The 19,686-nt window shown below is 64.1% G+C and carries 18 protein-coding genes; 2 read left to right on the plus strand and 16 right to left on the minus strand.

Features of this window, described 5'->3' with window-relative positions:
• The first annotated feature begins 12 nt into the window (after positions 1-12).
• Positions 13-1,245 (plus strand): pyridoxal phosphate-dependent aminotransferase, encoded by a 1,233-nt coding sequence (locus M728_RS15615; RefSeq protein ID WP_026620191.1) that lies wholly within the window; start codon positions 13-15, stop codon positions 1,243-1,245.
• Positions 1,246-1,281: 36 nt separating this feature from the next.
• Here the strand turns inward: M728_RS15615 and M728_RS15620 are convergent, their stop codons facing one another.
• A complete protein-coding gene (locus tag M728_RS15620) occupies positions 1,282-1,830 on the minus strand; it encodes a cupin domain-containing protein (RefSeq protein ID WP_026620192.1) in 549 nt (182 codons plus the stop codon).
• A 147-nt stretch (positions 1,831-1,977) separates the two neighbouring features.
• Between M728_RS15620 and M728_RS15625 the strand changes: the two genes are divergently transcribed.
• On the plus strand, positions 1,978-3,315 hold the full coding sequence (locus tag M728_RS15625; protein WP_026620193.1) for an aspartate aminotransferase family protein: 1,338 nt from the start codon (positions 1,978-1,980) through the stop codon (positions 3,313-3,315).
• Between the two features lie 162 nt (positions 3,316-3,477).
• Here the strand turns inward: M728_RS15625 and M728_RS15630 are convergent, their stop codons facing one another.
• The 15 genes from M728_RS15630 to M728_RS15700 all read right to left on the minus strand — a co-directional run bounded on the left by M728_RS15630 (position 3,478) and on the right by M728_RS15700 (position 19,647).
• On the minus strand, positions 3,478-4,749 hold the full coding sequence (locus tag M728_RS15630) for a glycerate kinase (RefSeq protein ID WP_026619529.1): 1,272 nt from the start codon (positions 4,747-4,749) through the stop codon (positions 3,478-3,480).
• A gap of 4 nt (positions 4,750-4,753) precedes the next feature.
• Positions 4,754-5,074, minus strand: coding sequence for a Dabb family protein (locus tag M728_RS15635; protein ID WP_370906453.1), 321 nt, complete (start codon positions 5,072-5,074; stop codon positions 4,754-4,756).
• Positions 5,075-5,082: 8 nt separating this feature from the next.
• The gene (locus tag M728_RS15640; protein ID WP_026619527.1) at positions 5,083-6,738 is read right to left on the minus strand and encodes a GMC family oxidoreductase; all 1,656 of its coding nucleotides are present in this window, start codon (positions 6,736-6,738) and stop codon (positions 5,083-5,085) included.
• 87 nt (positions 6,739-6,825) lie between these two features.
• Positions 6,826-7,599 (minus strand): 3-ketoacyl-ACP reductase, encoded by a 774-nt coding sequence (locus M728_RS15645; RefSeq protein WP_026619526.1) that lies wholly within the window; start codon positions 7,597-7,599, stop codon positions 6,826-6,828.
• Positions 7,596-9,116 carry a GMC oxidoreductase gene (locus M728_RS15650; protein ID WP_026619525.1) on the minus strand — a complete coding sequence of 507 codons (1,521 nt, stop codon included), beginning with the start codon at positions 9,114-9,116 and terminating at the stop codon, positions 7,596-7,598. Before M728_RS15650 ends, M728_RS15645 begins: the two co-directional genes overlap by 4 nt.
• A complete protein-coding gene (locus M728_RS15655) occupies positions 9,113-10,225 on the minus strand; it encodes an ABC transporter ATP-binding protein (protein WP_026619524.1) in 1,113 nt (370 codons plus the stop codon). Before M728_RS15655 ends, M728_RS15650 begins: the two co-directional genes overlap by 4 nt.
• 4 nt (positions 10,226-10,229) lie before the next feature.
• Complete coding sequence (locus M728_RS15660; protein WP_026619523.1) at positions 10,230-11,111, minus strand: carbohydrate ABC transporter permease; 882 nt, start codon at positions 11,109-11,111, stop codon at positions 10,230-10,232.
• Positions 11,111-11,989, minus strand: a complete 879-nt coding sequence (locus M728_RS15665) for a carbohydrate ABC transporter permease (protein ID WP_026619522.1) — start codon at positions 11,987-11,989, stop codon at positions 11,111-11,113. The genes M728_RS15660 and M728_RS15665 overlap by 1 nt, the downstream gene beginning before the upstream one ends.
• Positions 11,990-12,201: 212 nt before the next feature.
• Positions 12,202-13,446, minus strand: a complete 1,245-nt coding sequence (locus tag M728_RS15670) for an ABC transporter substrate-binding protein (protein WP_026619521.1) — start codon at positions 13,444-13,446, stop codon at positions 12,202-12,204.
• Positions 13,447-13,562: 116 nt separating this feature from the next.
• Complete coding sequence (locus tag M728_RS15675) at positions 13,563-13,685, minus strand: hypothetical protein (protein WP_256375559.1); 123 nt, start codon at positions 13,683-13,685, stop codon at positions 13,563-13,565.
• Between the two features lie 14 nt (positions 13,686-13,699).
• Entirely contained in the window at positions 13,700-15,208 is a 1,509-nt protein-coding gene (locus M728_RS15680) for an aldehyde dehydrogenase family protein (RefSeq protein WP_026619520.1), read from the minus strand.
• On the minus strand, positions 15,208-15,987 hold the full coding sequence (locus M728_RS15685; protein ID WP_026619519.1) for an enoyl-CoA hydratase/isomerase family protein: 780 nt from the start codon (positions 15,985-15,987) through the stop codon (positions 15,208-15,210). The genes M728_RS15680 and M728_RS15685 overlap by 1 nt, the downstream gene beginning before the upstream one ends.
• Positions 15,980-17,599 carry an acyl CoA:acetate/3-ketoacid CoA transferase gene (locus M728_RS15690; RefSeq protein ID WP_156943358.1) on the minus strand — a complete coding sequence of 540 codons (1,620 nt, stop codon included), beginning with the start codon at positions 17,597-17,599 and terminating at the stop codon, positions 15,980-15,982. Before M728_RS15690 ends, M728_RS15685 begins: the two co-directional genes overlap by 8 nt.
• A 6-nt stretch (positions 17,600-17,605) precedes the next feature.
• Positions 17,606-18,607, minus strand: a complete 1,002-nt coding sequence (locus M728_RS15695; RefSeq protein ID WP_026619517.1) for a Gfo/Idh/MocA family protein — start codon at positions 18,605-18,607, stop codon at positions 17,606-17,608.
• Positions 18,604-19,647 carry a LacI family DNA-binding transcriptional regulator gene (locus tag M728_RS15700; RefSeq protein ID WP_026619516.1) on the minus strand — a complete coding sequence of 348 codons (1,044 nt, stop codon included), beginning with the start codon at positions 19,645-19,647 and terminating at the stop codon, positions 18,604-18,606. Before M728_RS15700 ends, M728_RS15695 begins: the two co-directional genes overlap by 4 nt.
• Between the last annotated feature and the right edge of the window lie 39 nt (positions 19,648-19,686).

Here is a 19,686-nt window from a genome sequence, read left to right on the forward strand (position 1 = left end):
ATAGGATCGACCATGACCATCAATGCAACGGTCAAGGAGGCGGGCTTTCTGCCCGCCTCGCGGATTTCCTCGATCGGCGTTTCGGAAATTCTGAAGATCGGCGCGCGAGCGAATGCGATGAAGCGCGAGGGCAAGCCGGTCATCATCCTCGGCGCCGGCGAGCCCGATTTCGATACTCCGGACCACGTCAAGGAAGCCGCTGCGGAAGCGATCTGGCGCGGCGAGACGAAATATACGGCGCTCGACGGCACGCCGGAATTGAAGAAGGCAATCCGCGAAAAGTTTCAGCGCGAGAACGGCCTTGCCTACGAGCTGGACGAGATCACGGTCGCGACCGGCGCCAAGCAGATCCTCTTCAACGCCATGATGGCTTCGATCAACCCTGGCGACGAGGTGATCATCCCGACGCCCTATTGGACCTCCTATTCGGACATCGTCCAGATCTGCGAAGGCAAGCCGGTATTGATCGCGTGCGATGCATCGTCGGGCTTCCGCCTCACTGCCGACAAGCTCGAGGCGGCGATCACGCCGCGGACGCGCTGGATGCTGTTGAATTCGCCCTCCAACCCGTCCGGTGCCGCCTACAGTGCGGCCGACTACCGCCCGCTGCTCGACGTGCTCTTCAGGCATCCGCATGTCTGGCTGCTCGTCGACGACATGTACGAGCACATCGTCTATGACGGTTTCCGCTTCGCAACGCCGGCTCAGCTCGAGCCTAGCTTGAAAGCCCGCACGCTCACCGTCAACGGCGTTTCGAAAGCCTATGCGATGACCGGCTGGCGTATCGGCTATGCCGGCGGCCCGCGCGAGCTGATCAAGGCGATGGCCGTCGTCCAGAGTCAGGCGACCTCCTGCCCGTCCTCAGTGAGCCAGGCCGCATCGGTAGCGGCACTCAACGGCCCGCAAGAGTTCCTAAAGGAGCGCACCACGAGCTTCCAGCGCCACCGCGATCTAGTGGTCAACGGCCTGAACGCGATCGAGGGACTCGACTGCCGAGTCCCGGAAGGCGCCTTCTACACCTTCTCCGGCTGCGCCGGCATGCTCGGCAGGGTGACGCCCGCCGGCAAGCGGATCGAGACGGATACGGATTTCTGCGCCTATCTGCTCGAAGACGCCTACGTCGCCGTCGTCCCCGGCTCGGCCTTCGGTCTTTCGCCCTTCTTCCGCATCTCCTATGCAACGTCGGAAGCGGAGTTGCGAGAAGCGCTGGAGCGCATCGCCGCCGCCTGCGCGCGGCTTTCGTAAGGAAAAGTAAGGCGGCCGCGATGCGGCCGCCCTTTCTCAAAACGTCGGCGGCGTGCAGGCGCTGATCACTTCGCAGGGTACCGGTCCGACACAACGGAAACGGTGCGGCCGGCGGCTTTCGAAATAATAGGCGTCGCCCGGCCCAAGAATGCGCCGCTCGTCGTCGACGGTCACCTCCAGACGGCCTGAGAGTACGATGCCACCCTCCTCGCCCTCGTGCACCAGCGGAACCTTGCCGGTGTCGGCGCCCGGCTGATAGCACTCCTTCAGGATCTGCAGGCTGCGGCCGAAGAGATTGTCGCCGATCTGGCGATAGGAGATCGATCCCTTGCCGATCTCCACCAGCTCTTCCGCCGCGTAGAAGGCCTTGCGCGGCTTTTCGGGCTCGAAGGAGAAGAACTCCGCGAGTCCGATCGGAATGCCGTCGAGAATGCGCTTGAGAGCCCCGACCGAAGGATTGGACGCGTTGGATTCGATCAGCGAGATGGTGGAGTTGGTGACGCCCGCCCGCTTGGCGAGTTCGCGCTGGGAAAGATTGTGCATCAGCCGCACATGGCGCAGGCGGTTGCCGATGTCGACGCTCATCAGACGTTCCCGTGTTCACGTTGTTCGGAATATCGAAACCCTATCAAACACATTCGATAAAATCCAATGGCTTAGCTGAATGAAGAAAAGGACTTGTTCGGTAATCCAAATCATGGAGTCAATCGCGCCACCGACAGGAGGATTGCCATGAAACCCCACAACAAGCCCAACGCCCCGGTTCTCGACAGCTATTGGATGCCCTTCACCGCCAACCGCCAGTTCAAGGCGGCACCGCGCCTGCTCGCCTCCGCCGAGGGTATGCACTATACCAGCGTCGACGGCCGGACGATCCTCGACGGCACTGCCGGCCTCTGGTGCGTCAATGCCGGCCATGGCCGTCGGCAGATCGCCGCCGCCGTCGAGCGGCAGCTGACCACGATGGATTACGCCCCCTCCTTCCAGATGGGCCATCCGATCGCCTTCGACTTTGCCGAGCGGCTCGCCGAAATCGCCCCCGGGGGACCGAACGCCAAACTCGACCGGATATTTTTCACCGGCTCCGGCTCGGAGTCCGTCGACACGGCGCTGAAGATCGCGCTGGCCTATCAGCGCTCGATCGGCCAGGGCACGCGCACGCGGCTCATCGGCCGCGAGCGCGGCTATCATGGCGTCGGCTTCGGCGGCATCTCCGTTGGCGGCCTTGTCAATAATCGCCGTGTTTTCCCACAGCTTCCCGGTTCCGACCATCTGCGCCACACCCATGACCTCGCGAAGAACGCTTTCGTCAAAGGCCAGCCGGAACATGGCGCGGAACTCGCCGACGATCTCGAAAGGCTCGTGGCGCTGCATGGCGCCGAAACCATCGCCGCCTGCATCGTCGAGCCCGTCGCCGGTTCGACCGGCGTGCTGATCCCGCCCAAGGGCTATCTGGAACGGCTCCGCGCCATCTGCGACAAGCACGGCATACTCTTGATCTTCGACGAAGTGATCACCGGCTTCGGCCGCCTGGGTGCAAGCTTTGCGACCGACTATTTCGGCGTGACGCCGGATATCGTCACCACCGCCAAGGGCCTCACCAATGGCGCCATTCCGATGGGCGCAGTCTTTGCGAGCCGCAAGGTGCACGACGCGCTGATGCAGGGGCCGGAGGGCCAGATCGAGCTTTTCCATGGCTATACCTATTCCGGCCATCCGGCCGCCTGCGCCGCCGGCATCGCCACGCTCGACATCTATCGTGATGAGGGCCTGATGACGCGCGCCGCCGAGCTGCAAGAGGACTGGCACGAGGCGATGCATTCGCTCAAAGGCCTGCCGCATATCATCGACATCCGTACCATCGGCCTCATCGCCGGCATCGAGCTCAGCCCACGCGACGGCGCGCCCGGCGCCCGCGCCTATGACGTCTTCGTCGATTGCTTCGAGAGGGGCCTCCTGATCCGCGTCACCGGCGACATCATCGCCTTCTCGCCGCCGCTGATCGTCGAAAAGAAGCACTTCGGCGAAATCGTCTCGACCCTCGGAGATGCTCTGAAGCGGGTGCGGTAAGCAACACGGCGTTTTGTCATCGGCAGCCGGACGTTACAGCGCCGTGCGTCTTTTCAGACGCACAAAGGACGCTGTAGCACTTTGAATTGCTGCATGTTTTTGTCCTTAAATCGGGTACGATTTAAGGAAACATGCAGTAGCGCGTCCGGCTGCCGATGCACATCATCGTATCAATATCGCCCGGAAATCATTGACATTGGTACCAGTCGGGCCGGGAACGAAAAGGTCGCCGCTGGCCGAGAAGGCCGACCAGGCATCGTGGCGGGCAAGATGCGCGCGCGGATCGACGCCTGCAGCACGCATGCGGGCGACACTCGCCCCGTCGGCAAAGGCGCCGGCATTGTCCTCCGAACCGTCGATGCCGTCCGTGTCGGCGGCGAGCGCATCGACGCCATCGATCCCGTCGATGTCGAGCGCGAACGACAGGAGGAACTCGCTGTTGCGTCCGCCCTTGCCGTAGTTGTCGCCGGAAATCGTCACTGTCGTCTCACCGCCGGAAAGCAGCATCACGGGCTTCGTAAACGGACGGTTACGCGAGGCCACCTCGCGCGCGAGCGCCGCATGCATGCAGCCTATGTCGCGCGCCTCCCCCTCGATTGCATCCGAGAGGATCATCGCCTCGATGCCGGCTTCGCGAGCCCGCGCCGCCGAGGCCTCCAACGAGACGCTCGCCGAGGCGATCACATGGACTTCGTTGCGGGTGAAAGCGAGGTCATCAGGGCTCGGCGCGTGTGCGGCACCGGAGGAAAGATGCGCCATCACCCGTTCGGGCAGGGCCATGGCGTAACGCGCGACGATCTCACGCGCCTCTTCCAGGCTCGATCGGTCCGGCACCGTAGGGCCGGAGGCGACGAAGGCGGGATTGTCACCCGGAACGTCGGAGACGACGAGGCTGACGACGCGCGCCGGCGAAGCGGCCTGGGCAAGCCGCCCGCCCTTGATCCGCGAGACATGCTTGCGCACCACATTCATCGCCGAGATCGGCGCACCCGAGGCAAGCAGCGCTCTGTTGACGGCAATCTCGTCCTCGAGTGTCAGCCCTTTGGGCGGCGCCGGCAGGAGCGCCGAACCGCCGCCGGAGATCAGCGCCACTACGAGGTCGTCCGCCGTCAGGCCCTCGATCTGTTTGAGGAGTGCGGTCGACGCAACGAGTCCCGCCTCGTCTGGCACCGGGTGGGCCGATTGCAGGACACGGATGCGCTCGCATTTTTCGACTGGCCCGTGCCGGGCGACGACGGCTCCTTCCAGCGGCCCATCCCAGAGCCGCTCGAACGCGGCCGCCATCTGGCTGGCGGCCTTGCCGGCGCCAACGACAATCGTACGTCCCTTCGGCCGCGCCGGCAGATGGGCGCGAATGGCGGCTTCAGGGTCGGCCGCGACGACGGCGGCCTCGAAGAGGGATGTCAGGAAGGGGCGCGGCTCGATCAATGCCATCGAATCAGTCCGGGATTTCGAGATCGTAGACGAAGACACCTTGGACGCCGCCATCCGCCGCCGCAACGATTTTTGCGCCGGTCTTTTGATGTTCCGCGTCGTCGAGATAGGCGTCGCGCGCCGCTACATCGGCGAAATCGACGATGAATCCTTCGGCATAGCCCTTGTCCATCCCGATCTCCGGGCTGACATTTTCGCCGACATGGACAGCGAGGAAACCCGGGAGACGGTCCTTCAGCGCCGCAATCTCGGCAAAGATCGCGGTCTTTTCCACCTCGCTTACCTCCGGGCGGAAGCGGATGAACACGCAGTGGCGGATCATCATATCCTCCGTCAGCAGATATCGGCGCGGGCGCGCGGCCGCGTGTCGTTGCGCTCGTGCTGGAAGACGGCCGCCGGCAGCGGCGGCAGCCCGCGGATGATGTCCGCCCCCTTTTCGCCCATCATGATCGTCGGCCCGTTGGTGTTGCAGGAGGGCACCCGCGGCATGACCGAGCTGTCGCAGACGCGTAAGCCATCGAGCCCGCGGACCTTCAGCTCCAGGTCGACGACCGCCATCGCGTCCGTTCCCATCTTGCAGGTGCCGACCGGGTGGTGATCCGTCTTGGCATTGGCACAGCCATATTCGAAGAGCTGCTCTTCCGTCTTGATTTCGGGACCCGGCAGACGCTCGCCCAGAACAAAAGGCTCGAGCGCCGGCTGCTGCATGATTTCGCGCGCGATCTTCAGGCCTTCTAGCGACATCTTCCGATCGTGCGGGTCCTCCCAATAGTTCGGGTCAATCAGCGGTGCCTGCGCCGGATCGGCGGAGGAAAGCCGAACCGTGCCGCGCGAGCGCGGATGCAGATAGGCGGAGTTGAGCGTGACGCCGGCATTCTTGAGCCGGGCCACACCGGCCTCGATACCGGAGCCGAGGCCGAGATGAAACTGGATGTCGGGCGAGCGAGCATTCGGATCGGCATACCAGAAGCCGCCGGTTTCGAAGAGCGAGGAGGCGACCGGGCCGGAGCGGAAGAGCACATATTGCAGCCCGGCCCAGAGCGTGCGGTGCAGTTTGGCGACATTGTCATAGGTATGGTCGCCGGTGCATTCGGAAATCACGAAGAGATCGAGATGGTCCTGGAGATTGCCGCCGACGCCGGGGAGATCGTGCCTGACCTCGACGCCGACCGAACGCAGGTGGTCGGCCGGCCCTATGCCGGATTGCAGGAGAAGCTTCGGTGAGCCGATCGCACCCGAAGAGACAAGCACCTCGCGGTCCGCGCGGATTGTTTCGCTCCCCTTGGCCATTACCACCTCGACGCCGACTGCTCGGCGGCCTTCGAGCACAATGCGGGCGACGCGGGCACCGGTGCGCACCGTCAGGTTTTTTCGATCCTTGATCGGCGAGAGATAGGCAAGCGAGGCTGAAGAGCGGCGGCGGTTGCGCTGCGTCAGTTGATAGAAGCCGACGCCCGCCTGCTGCCTTCCATTGAAGTCGTGATTATAGGGGATGCCGAGCTCCTGGCCCGCGCGAATATAGGCGTCGCAGATCGGCAGCGCCGAGACGGGCATGGAGACGCCGAGTGGGCCGCCGTAGGAATGGTAGTCGTCGGCGAAGCGCTGATTGTCCTCGGCGCGTTTGAAATAGGGGAGCACGCTGCGATAGTCCCAGCCGGTACAGCCGTCCTCGCTCGCCCAAAGATCGTAGTCGACGGCATTGCCGCGGGTGTAGAGCTGCGCGTTTATCGAGGAGCCGCCGCCGATCACCTTCGCCTGCGTATAGCGCAGTACCCTACCCTTCATGTGCCTTTGCGGCACCGTGTTCCAGCCCCAGCTCGCCACGCCTTTCGTCATCTTGGCGAAGCCGGCCGGCATATGGAACAGCGGGTTCCAGTCGCTGCCGCCCGCCTCGAGCAGCAGCACCTTTACGGTCGGATCCTCGCTCAGCCGATTGGCGAGCACGCAACCGGCTGGCCCTGCGCCGGTGATGATGTAGTCGAATGCCATTCTCCGTTTCCTCCATGCCTGCGTTTGGAATGTTCCAAATCTCAGGCCTGATAATCCCGATGCATCCCCGCGCAGGTGCTCAATCTCCTAAAGACGGCTGATTGAAAGCCCGCCGTCGGCTTGGATCACCGAACCCGTGGCGAAGCCAAATTTGCCGCCGGCAAGCCCCGCGACGATGTTGCCGATATCCTCCGGCTCGCCCCAGCGCCGCATCGGCACAAGTCCACCTGCGATCAGCGCGTCGTATTTGCCGGAGACGGCCGAGGTCATGTCGGACCGGATGATGCCGGGGCGGACCTCGAAGACGGCGATGCCGGTTTCGGCAAGCCTTAGCGCCAGGCCCTGGCTGAAGGCCGCAAGGCCCGCCTTGCTCATGCAATAGTCGAGCCGCTCCGGTGAGGTCATTGCCGCTGAAACCGAGGTGATGTTGATGATCGAGCGCGGTGAGGCCGCCTCCCCCGCGAGCATCGCCTTCAGCACCGCTTGCGTGAAGAAGACGGTGCCGCGCAGGTTGACGCCGACGATCGTGTCGAAATTCTCCGGCTTCAGATCGAGGAAATCGCCGCGCATGATCGAGGCGATGCCGGCGTTGTTAACGAGGCAGTCGATCCTGCCGAATTCCGCGACTACCGCGTCGACGGTCACCTGATGGCTCGAAAGGTCGGCGAGATCGGCCCTCAGAAAGATGGCCCGCGCGCCAAGCGAGCCGAGTTCGGCGATGACCGGAGCGACGCCTTCCGCATCGCCGATGCCGGTGATGGCGATGTCGAAGCCGTCTACCGTGAGCGCGCGAGCAATGCCGAGTCCGATACCGCGGCGGCCGCCGGTGACGATCGCGACGGGGCGTGCCTTGTCCGTCATGACTGCAAATCCTCTCTGACGATGTGATCCGCGACGCGCAGCGCCTGTGCGGCGACCGTCAGGGCCGGATTGACGGCAGCGGACGTCGGCAGGAAGCCGGCGTCGACGACGAAAAGGTTCGGATGGTCGAAGGCGCGGCAATAGACGTCGAGCGGCGCTTGCGTGGGATCAGTGCCGATCCGCAGCGTGCCGCACTGATGCGACGGCGTTCGCTTGTCGAAGGCGCGCGCGAGCACGACCGGGAAGCCCGCCTTCTTCAGAATTGCCTTCAGCTTGGCGACGAGGTCGAGATGTGCCTGCCAATTGGTGCGCACCCATTTGAGCACGACGCGGTCGCCGTCGACCATGACGCGGCTCTCCGGCGAGGGCAGGTCCTCGCTCATGGCGTAGAAGTCGATGCCGCGGGCGGATACTTGGTTCAACAGCCATTCCGGCATCGATTTCATATTTGCCTTCAGGATCGCGCCGGAGACGCGGCCGAGAAGCTGGATATTGCCGAGCGGCGGCCCGCCCGCCCCGTCGGAGAGATAAAAGTCATTGAGGCCGAAGGTCTTCTGATAGACCGAATCGTTGCGATACCAGGGGCTCAGCGCGATCACTGCGCTCGAATTGTGGTTCATGAAATTGCGGCCGACCTGGTCGGACCGGTTGGCTAGACCCGCCGGATTGCGTTCGTCGGCCGAGCGCAAGAGCAGGACCGCCGATTGCACCGCGCCGGCCGAAAGGATCACGAGCTTCGGCGAGACGCTGTGCTCAGCCCCGTCCTTTACGTAGCGCACGGCCTCGACCGCCTTGCCATCCGGTATCGTCGTGAGCCGGACCACACGTGAGCCCGTCTGCAGCCGCACATTCGGATGTTCGAGCGCCACGGTCAGCGCCGCCGTTTCGGCATCCATCTTGCCGTCGAAACAGTTCGGATGCGCGTCCCAGGGTGTCTTGCCCTTGGCGAGCCAGCGCTCGATATCGACGCCGAGCGGCAGCGAATAGGGATGCAGCCCGATTTCCGCCAGGCGCTTGCGGACCTTGGCGATCGCCGGCTCGTCCGGCACGGGACCGTAAGCGTAGTCGTTCGAATGTACCGGCTCGGTCGGGTCTTCACCGAGTTTGCCGCGCACGTGATAGAGCTGCTCGGCCTTGGAATACCAGGGCTCAAGCTCCTCATAGGGAAACGGCCATGCGGGAGAGACGCCGTCCAGATGCTGCATCTCCTCGAAATCCTCGCGGCGATAGCGGGTGAGCACCGCGCCGTAGAATTTCGAGTTGCCGCCAACATTGTAATAATTGCCGGGATTGAAGCCGAGACTGCCGGCCTCGTACCAGGTCTCCTTCGGGCGGAAATGGCCGCGCTGGAAGATCGCCCGCTGGTCGCGGTTGACCGGCAGATCCTCGATGTGATGACCGGCTTCGAGGATGAGGACTTCGGCACCCGAAGGTGCGAGACCCGCCGCCACGGTCGCGCCGCCGATCCCCGACCCGATGATGACGATGTCCGGTTGGCTCTCCATGCTGGGGCTCATGCGATCCGCTTCTCGCTCTCAGGGTCGAAGAACACCGCCTTGTCGAGATTGAAGGCGAGCCGCGACGTCTGGCCGGGGGCGATGCGGGCGTCGGCCCTGAGCCGCGCGACGACCTCCTTGCCGCCGAGCCGGGTGACCGCGAAGGTGTCGGATCCTGCCGGCTCGACCACCTCGATCAGGCATTCGCCCTCGGCGACGAATTTTGCATTGCGGTCCGCCCCGTCCGGATCGGTCAGGGCCTCCGGGCGGATGCCGAAGATGACTTCCCTGCCGGCATAGGCGGAGAGCGCTCCGTTATGCGGCACGGCGAGCTTCAGCGGCTCGGCATGCGGACGCGCCAGCGTCACCGCGACCTGCGCGCCCTCCGTCTCGATGCGCGCCTTCAGGAGGTTCATCGCCGGCGATCCCATGAAATCGGCGACGAAAATGTTGGCGGGGTTGTTGTAGATCTCCGCCGGCGTCCCGAACTGCTGCAGCACGCCGTCCTTGAGCACCGCGATCTTGGTCGCAAGCGTCATCGCCTCGATCTGGTCGTGGGTCACATAGACGATCGTCGTCTTCATGCGGTGGTGCAGCCGCTTGATCTCGGTTCGCATGTCGACGCGCAGCTTCGCATCGAGGTTCGACAAGGGCTCGTCGAACAGGAAGACTTGCGGATTGCGCACGAGCGCCCGCCCCATGGCGACGCGCTGGCGCTGGCCGCCGGAGAGCTGGCTGGGTTTGCGGTCGAGCAGATGACCGATCTGCAGCATGTCTGCAACCTGGCGGATCGCTTTCTCTCGCTCCTCCTTCGGCACGCCGCGGATTTCCATGCCGAAGGCGATGTTTCCGGCCACCGTCATGTTCGGATAGAGCGCATAGGACTGGAACACCATGGCGATGTCTCGCTTCGACGGATGCAATCCCGTGACGGAGCGGCCGTTGATGGCGATATCGCCGGAGGTGATCGGCTCCAACCCCGCGATCGTATTCAGAAGCGTCGACTTGCCGCAGCCTGAGGGGCCGACGAGCACGAGGAAGCCGCCCTCTTCGATTTCGAGGTTGATGTCCTTGAGGATTTCGAGGGCGCCGTAGGATTTGCGCAGGTTGGCGATCTTCAGGAACGACATGGGCTTACCCTTTCACGGCGCCGGACATCAGCCCGCGGACGAAGTAGCGGCCGGACACGATGTAGACGATGAGCGTTGGCAGGGCGGCGAGGATCGCGCCCGCGAAGTGGACGTTGTATTCCTTGACCCCCGTCGACGAGCTCACCAGGTTGTTGAGCGCCACCGTCATCGGCGTCGAATAGGGCCCGGAGAACGAGGCGCCGAACAGGAAGTCGTTCCAGATGTTGGTGAATTGCCAGATGACGGAGACGACGATGATCGGCCCGGAGGACGGCAGCAGGATCCGCCGAAAAATCTGGAAGAAGCTCGCGCCGTCGATCTGCGCCGCGCGTACCAGCTCGGTCGGGAAAGCCTCGTAATAGTTGCGGAAATAGAGCGTCGTGAATCCGATGCCATAGACCACATGCACGAGGATCAGCCCCCAGATCGACCCCGCCAGGCCGAAAATGCCGAGGATGCGCGCCATCGGGATCAGCACGATCTGGAAGGGAATGAAGCAGGAGAGCAGAAGCATGCCGAAGAAGATGTTTGCGCCGGGAAAGCGCCATTTCGTCAGCACGTAGCCGTTGAGCGCGCCGATCATCGTCGAGATCGCCACGGCCGGCACGACCATCAGGATCGAGTTGATGAAGAAGGGGCGAAGACCGGTCGGCTGCACGCCGATCTGCGCCGTCGACCAGGCGGAAAGCCAAGGCTCTATGGTCCAGGTCTGAGGGAGGTTCAGCATGCCGCCCTGCCGGATCTCGTCGAGCGGCTTCAACGAGTTCACCAGCATCACGTAGAGCGGCAGCAGCGAATAGAGCGCGAAGAGGATCAGCGCCAGATAGATCAGAGCGCGCGTTAGGCGATTGTGCGAGATGACGTTCTCAGGACTGGGAGCGCCCATCAGCGTTTTCCTCCCCGGACTTCGGAATAGAGATAGGGAATGATGATCGAGAAGATCATGACCAGCATGATGATCGCGGACGAGGCGCCGATCGCCATCTGGTTGCGGGTGAAGGTGTAGGAATACATGAAGGTCGCCGGAAGCTCGGTCGCCTGCCCCGGCCCGCCGCCGGTGAGCGCGATGACCAGGTCGTAGGCCTTGATGGCGAGGTGGGCGAGCACGACGAAGGCCGAGAGGAAGACCGGCCGCATCAGGGGAATGATGATCCGCCGGTAGATGGTCGGCGTCGTCGCCCCGTCGATCTGCGCGGCCTTGATGATCTCGTTGTCGACGCCGCGCAGGCCTGCGAGGAACATCGCCATGACGAAGCCGGTCGACTGCCAGACGGCGGCGATGACGACGCAATAGATCGCGAGGTTTCGGTCCTTGATCCAGTTGAAGGAGAAGCTCTCCCAACCCCAGAGATGCATGGTGTTCTCGAGGCCGATGCCGGGATCGAGGAACCACTTCCACGCAGTCCCCGTGACGATGAAGGATAGCGCCATCGGGTAGAGATAGATCGGCCGGAGAAAGCCCTCGACACGGATCTTCTGGTCGAGCAGGATCGCGAGCGCGAGCCCCAGCACGCAGCAAATGACGATATAGAGTGTAGCGAAGATCGCGAGATTGCTGATCGCCCGCCACCAGTGAGGCAGGGCCCACAGCCTGCTATAGTTCAAAAGGCCGACGAAATTGTAGGACGGCAGCATCTTGCTGTCCGTCAGGGACAGGAAGCCCGTATAGGCGATGAAGCCGTAGACGAACACCAGAACTATGAGAAAGCTGGGGGCAAGCACGAGCTTCGGCAGAAGCTCCTGCAGCCGGGTGCGGCTATCCATGTTTGTTACCACCGTTGCAGTATCGTTTCGTTCGTGCCGCGCATCTGCCCCTCACCTTAGCCCTCTCCCCGCATGCGGGGAGAGATGGAGGTGCCGCGACTGCTCCACTCCCAGAGAGATGCCGGAGCTGGCCGCGCATTCCCTTCTCCCCGCACGCGGGGAGAAGGTGGCCGGCAGGCCGGATGAGGGGCATCCGCCCCCTTTTCCGTCGCTTACTTCGCAGCCTCGACCGCCGCGACGAGTTCCTTCACCGCGTCTTCGGAGCTGAGCTCGCCGTTGAACTGGCGGGTCACCACGTCATAGATCGCGTTCTTGACGGCGGCCGGGTTGGCATGACCGTGCGCCATGGAACCATAAAGCGTGCCCTTGGCATTGGCTTCGGCCAGATCCTTGATGCCCTTCTTGCCGCAGTCGTCAAAATCCTTATCCGGAACGTCGGTGCGAGCCGGAACGGAACCCTTGACGACGTTGAAGGCCGATTGGAAGGTCGGGCTTTCGATTGCCGAGGCCATTTGCAACTGCGCTGGAACCTTGTCCTCGGAGACCTTGAACATCACGAACTGGTCGGAGTTGAAGGTGACCGAGCCTTGCGTTCCCGGGAAGCGGATGCAGACGAAATCGGTACCCGGCTTCTTGCCGGCCTTCAGGAACTCGCCCTTCGCCCAGTCGCCCATGAACTGCAGGCCGGCCTTGTTCTCGATGACCATCGCCGAGGCGAGATTCCAGTCACGGCCGGAGAAGTTGTCGTCGACATAGGAGCGCAGCTTCGTCATCCGGTCGAAGGCCTCCTTCATCTTGTCGCCGCCGAGCGCTGCCGGATCGAGGTCGATGAAAGCCTGCTTGTAGAAGTCGTTGCCGAGCGAAAGCACGACCCCGTCGAAGATTGTGGCATCCTGCCAGGCCTGGCCGCCGTGGGCAACGGGCGTGATGCCCTGCTCCTTGAACTTGTCGAGCAGTGCGATCAGCTCTTCCCAGGTCGTCGGCTCCTTGGCGCCGGCCTTGTCGAGGGCGGCCTTGTTGATCCAGACCCAGTTCGTCGAATGGACATTGACCGGGGCGGCGATCCAGTGGCCGTCATATTTGGAGAACTGCTGCAGGGCGGCCGGAATCACCTTCTCCCAGCCTTCCTTGGCGGCGATGTCGTCCAGGTTGCCGAGTGCGCCTTCCTTGGCCCAGTCGATAATATCGAAGCCGAGCATCTGCACCGCCGTTGGCGCGTTGCCGGCGGTGACGCGGGCGCGAAGTACCGTCATGGCTTCCTTGCCACCGCCGCCGGCGACCGGCATGTCGGTCCAGGTGATGCCCTTGCTTTCCAGATCCTTTTTCAGGACCTCAAGTGCTGTGGCCTCGCCACCGGACGTCCACCAGTGCAGCACTTCCACGTTTTCTGCTGCGCGCGCGGCCGTGGCCGCCAACATCAGTGCTGCAACAGCCGTCGTCGTCATCAACTTGCGCATCGTTATCCTCCCGTTTGCAAGTTACCGAAGCGGAAATCTCCTCCGCCTTTTTAATGCCGCCCTCTCCTGCGGACGGCATGGGCCTGCGGCATACGCCGCCCAACCCATTTAAAACGTTACACCATTTCGTCGGCTACGACGACTTCCCCCTTCGCCGGATATCTCCCGCGCGCATCGAGGCGCAACTGACCCGCAAAGGAGCGGCGGGCCGCGATCATTGTCGTCGCACCCGATCCCATCTTTCCTCCCGACCTCAGCGCGGCATCCACCAGTTGGTGCGCTGGCCGATATGCATGTTGAGCGTTTTCGTCTCCGTATAGTCCTCGACCGCGTGGCGCCCGAGTTCGCGTCCCAACCCCGACTGCCGATAACCACCGAAAGGCAGTTCCGCGGCGCCATCCATGAAGGTGTTCATCCAAATCGTGCCGGCGCGCACGCGCCGCCCGATGGTCAGGCACGTGTCGAAATCGCGGCTCCAAACGCCGGCCGAAAGTCCGTAATCGATGGAATTGGCGATGCGGATCGCCTCTTCCGCCGTCTCGAAGGTGAGCACCGAGAGGACCGGCCCGAAGACCTCTTCTCGCGCCACCGCCATTTCCGGGCGAACGGCCGAGAGAATGGTCGGCGCCATGAACTGGCCCATCCCGAGATCGAGCGCTGTGCCTCCCTGGGCGACGGTCGCGCCATCGCTCGACGCCGCCGAAACATAGCCGGCAATCTTTTCGAGATGTTGCGGCGTGATGATCGCGCCGACCTGCGTCTCGGGGTCGAGCGGATCGCCGACCTTCACCTTGGCCGAAAGGCTGGCGATGCGTGCGGTCACCTCCTCGGCAATGTCACAGTGCAGGATCAGCCGCGAGCCTGCATTGCAGCATTCGCCGGCATTGAAATAGGCGCCGAAGACGGCGGCATCGACGAATTCATCGAGATTGGCGTCCGGGAAGACGATCTGCGGGTTCTTGCCGCCGAGCTCGAGCGAGACCTTTTTCAAAGTCTGCGCCGCATTCGTCATGGTCAGCCTGCCGACGCCGGTCGAGCCGGTGAAGGAGATCATGTCGACATCCGGATGGCTGGTGAGTGGCGCACCCGCTTCCGGTCCCGTGCCGACGATGATGTTGACGACCCCGGCCGGCACGCCTGCAGCTTCGAGAATCTCGCCAAGAACGAGCGTCGAAGCGGAGGTGAGCTCCGATGGCTTCACCACCGCCGTGCAGCCGGCGGCAAGGGCGAAGGGTAACTTCTGGCTGACGATCAGGAAGGGGAAGTTCCAGGGCGTGATGATCGAGACGACGCCGATCGGCTCGCGCAGCACGACCCCGAGCGTGCCTTCGCCGAGCGTATTGTAGCTTTCGCCCGAGAGCTCGCGGGCAAGTGCGGCCGCATAGCGCCAGATGTCCGCAGCCCCTGCCAATTCGCCCTTGGCTTGGCTGATCGGCTTGCCCGACTCGATTGCGTCGAGGAAGGCGAGTTCGTCCGCGCGCGCCGCGATCATGTCGGCCGCTTTGAGCAGGATCAGCGACCGCTCGGATGCGGTCATGCGCGCCCAGGGGCCGTCGTCGAAGGCACGTCGCGCGGCTGCGATCGCCCGTTCCGCATCCGTCTTGGTCGCCGTCTGGTAGCGGCTGACGACGACGCCATGACCGGGCGCCACCCGCTCGATCGTCCGGCCCTCGGCGCCGCCCACCCATTGGCCGTCGATCAGCATCCGGAATTCGCGGATCTTATAGTCGCCGAGCGCCTTCGGCCTCAACAGAACCGTCATCACCAGTCTCCCTTGAAGCGCGCTTCGCGCTTTTCGCTGAAGGCCGCGACACCTTCCTTGAGATCGCCGGTCTTGGCGACCAGGATGGAGCCCAGCGCCTCGACCGCCGCGCCCTTGTCCTCGCCATTGGCCGAAGCGATCATCAGTTTCGACACTTCGAGCGCCGCCGGCCCGCGACTCGCAATCCGCGCCGCATAATCCCGCGCCGCTTGCATTACCGTTCCGGTCTCGGCGACCGCATCGATGAGGCCCTCGGCCCTCGCCTCTTCCGCCGAGAACATCTCGCCACCGAGCACCATGCGGCGGACAATCTGCGCGCCGAAGCGGGTGACGAGGCGCTGCGTGCCTGACCAGCCGGGCACCATGCCAAGGCTCGTCTCGGGTAGGCCGATCGTCACCTGTCTCTCGGCAATGCGGATGTCCGCTGCCGCCGCCAGTTCCAGCCCGCCACCGAGCGCGTGACCGTTCAAGGCGGCGATGACCGGCATGCGCAGGGTCGCCAAACGCTCGAAGACGCGATGGCCGAAGCGCACCCAATCATGGCCGAAGGCGGCGGGCTCCATGCCACCCCACGCCTTGATGTCGCCGCCGGCGGAAAAGGCCTTGCCTTCGCCTGTAAGAATGACGACACGTACGTCCCGCTCGGCCTCGACCCTGTCGCAAGCAGAAGCGAGCGCCTTCAGCATGTCGATGTCGAAGGCATTCAGTTTTTCCGGCCGTGCAACGGTCATCGTCGCGACCGCACCGTCGAACTCAACCCGGATGCGTCCGTCAGCCATCGGCGCCTCCCGCGAGCCGGCGCGGCGCCTTGGCGGGCAGAGTGAGGCCGATCGGCGCCTCGCCGAACAAGACCGCATCCATCACTCTCAGCTTATCGGAGACGATCAGCGGGAATTCCGACTGGTCGAGAATATGCGTCTCAAGATCGACGCCCGGTGCGATTTCCGTGACCACAATGCCGTCCGGCGTCAGCTTCATCACGCAGCGTTCCGTGACATAGGTGACGTCCTGCCCTTGCTCGATGGCCCGGCGGCCGGAGAAGGTAACGTGCTCGACCTCTCTGACGAGCTTCTTGAGCTTGCCTTCCTTCTCGATGACGAGCCGGCCGTCCGCCACGCCAAGTTTCGCTCCGGCATTGAACATGCCGGAGAAGACGATCTTCTTCGCCCGCGCGGTGATATCGACGAAGCCCCCTGCCCCGGCTGTCACATGCGGGCGGAAGCTGAGCTTCGAGACGTTCACCGAGCCCGAACGGTCGATCTCCAGGAAGGAGAGCAGCGACGCGTCGAAGCCGGCGCCCTGGAAATAGGTGAACTGGTAAGGCGACGGCATGAAGGCGTCCGCATTGGACGCGCAGCCGAAGGCGAAGTCGAGCAGCGGCACGCCGCCGACCGCGCCCTGCTCGATCACCCAGGTGACGGCGCCGTGAAGCCCTTCCTCCAGCAGAATGCGCGGCACATTGGCCGAGATGCCGAAGCCGAGATTGACGGCGCTTCCGGCCTGAAGCTCCTGCGCGACACGGCGCGCGATCACCTTCTGGATGTTGAATTCCGGCAGCCGGAAGCTGTCGAGCGGCCGGAAGATCTCGCCGGAAATGGCCGGATCGTAAAGCGTCTGCGTCGTCTGCTTCTGGTCGGGATCGACGACGACGTAATCGACGAGGACACCCGGCACGCGCACATCATGGGGTTTCAGCGAACCCTCCTTGGCGATGCGCTGCACCTGGGCGATGACGATGCCGCCATTGTTGCGGGCGGCGAGCGCCTGATCGAGGCCGCCGAGATAGGCTCCCTCATGCTCATAGGTGAGATTGCCGCGCTCGTCCGCCGTCGTGGCGCGGATGATCGCCACCTCAGGCGCGATCGCCCTGAAATAGAGCCAGTCCTCGCCTTCGAAGGTGACCTTTTTGACGACCGGTTCGGCGGCGGCGGAGGGATTCATCGCGCAGCCTTCGCGCGACGGGTCGACGAAAGTGTCGAGCCCGACCTTGGTCATGACCCCCGGACGCTTTGCCGCCGCCTCACGATGCATGTCGAAGAGGATGCCTGACGGAATGTTGTAGGCCGCTACTTCGTCCGCGCCGATCATCTGCCAGATCAGCGGCGGCTCGGCGGTCGAGGGGCCGGAAGGATAGGAGCCGCCGATGATCTTCTTCAGAAGGCCCCGCTTGGCGATGTAGTCGACGCCCTTGATGCCGCTCATGTCGCCGGCGGCGATCGGATGCAGCGTCGTGATATCCCGGGGATGGCCCGTTGCATCGAAGCGCTCGCCGATCGCCTTCAGCATCAGGTCCGGGCAGCCGAGGCCGCTGGACGAGGAAACCGAAACGATTGCCCCGTCCGGGATGAGAGCGGCCGCTTCGGCAGGGGAAATGTGCTTGCTCATGGTCATGCGCACTCAAAGTCCTGCTTCGATCTGGACGGCCATGCCGGTGGCCGCCGCCTTTACGACCGCGAGGCCGGTGGCGAGCGACCAGACCCCGTCCTCGCCCGTCGCCGACGGGGCGCCGTTGCCATCAGTCGCAGCGTGGAAAGCCTCAAGCGCCGTCTCGTAGAGATTGCGGTGGTCGAGCGGCAGTTCGGTCTCGCCCTCTTCGTTGCGAAGCGTGACGGTGCCGACGGGCCGCTGCGTCATCACGTTGCGGCCGATCAGCGAGCCTTCGGTGCCGTGCACTTCGAACCCGGTCTCGGCATATTTCGTCGTGAAGGCATCATGGAACTGGGCGATCACGCCGGAGCGGAAGCGTAGGACCCCCATGACGCCATCCTCGAGCCCTTCCTTGCCCATGCCGGCGCTGTGGCTGATCGCCACGGCCTCGATCGGGTCGTCGTCAAGGACGAAGCGCAGCGTGTCGGCATCGTGCACGGTAATGTCGAGGATGACGCCGCCGCCGGCTTCCGGCCTGTCGAGCCGCCACCCTTGCAGATGCGGCGGCAGATAGACGGCGTGGAAGACCCGCGCCGCGATCGGCCTGCCGATCCGTCCCGCGGCGATCGCTTCCCGCATGGCGCGGTGTGTGGCGGCATTGCGCAGGTGATGGTTGGTGCCGAGCACGACGCCGGCCTCGCAGGCGGCGAGCACCATTTCGCAGCCGTCATTCAAGGTCATCGCCAGGGGTTTCTCGCAGAGAACGTGCTTGCCGGCACGGATCGCCGCGAGCGCCTGATCATGGTGAAGCTCGTTGGTCGTCGAGATATAGACCGCATCGACTTCCGCATCGCCAACGAGCTCATCGACACTCGTTACAGCTTTGCCGATGCCGTTTTCCGCCGCATAGGCCTCACCACGCTCGGCGCTGGAACTCATCACCGACGTCACCTCGCCGCCAGCGGCGCGGATCGCGCCGATCACCCATTCGCGCGCGATCGTGCTCGCGCCGATCAATCCCCAGCGAATCATAGTGACACCTCCCTGGCTCTGCGCTCGGCGGCCGCGCCGCAGCTCTGGCGAACGACGAGCCGCACCGGACTGACGATCGCCTCGGGCTCGGCGCGCCCCGCATCGATCTGCTTCAGCAGCAATTCCGCCGCCCGCTCGCCCATGCCCTGCGGATCGACCGAGACCGTGGTCAGCGCCGGCACGGCGGTCTTCGCTTCGATCACGTCGTCGAAGCCGATCACTGCGAAATCCGCACCCGGCTCCAGCCGCCGCGCGCGCAGACCGTCGCAAACACCGAAGGCGACGGCATCGTTGAAACAGAGCGCCGCCGTTGGCCGCTCCTTCAGCATCATCGCCTGCTCGATTGCGGTCACGCCGCCGGCGCGCGACGGCGCCGAGCCGATGACGAGTTCGTCGGGGGAAGCCAAACCCGCCTCGCGAAGCGCATCGCGATAGCCGCGCATACGCGCCTCGAAGACGGCCGTGTCGGGAAAGCCGCCCAGAAATGCGATCCGGCGATGGCCGCGCTCGACCAGATGGCGGACCGCCGCCATGGCTCCGGCATGATTGTCGGAGGTGAGCGATGAGACGCCTGCCCCGGCGATATCGCGGACGACGAGTACGACGGGAATCCCGCTGGCAACCAGCGGAGCGAGATCGGCTGCCTCCGTGCCGCGCGCCGGCGAGATGATGAGACCCGACACGCCGTGCTCGCGCATCGAGGCGATGACCTCGCGCTGGCGCTCGATCTTTTCACCGGTATTGGCCAGGAACTGAACGAACCCGGCGGATTGCACCACCGCATCGACCCCCACGGCGAGCTCGGCGAAGAAACTGTTCGTGAGATCGTTGACGACGATGCCGATAATCTTGGATTTCGCCTGTCGGAGATTGGCGGCGCCGCGATTGTAGACATAGCCGAGATCGCGGATCGCAACGTTCACCTTCGCTCGGGTCGCCTCGTTGACGAGTGGACTTCCCTGCAGGACGAGCGACACGGTCGACTTCGACACGCCGGCGGCGCGCGCAATATCGACGACCGTCACCCGCTCCTTCGCCATCACTATCCTCCCCACCGGCATTTCTTATCTCTTGCTTCC

It is taken from the genome of Ensifer sp. WSM1721 (assembly GCF_000513895.2).
GTDB lineage: Bacteria > Pseudomonadota > Alphaproteobacteria > Rhizobiales > Rhizobiaceae > Sinorhizobium.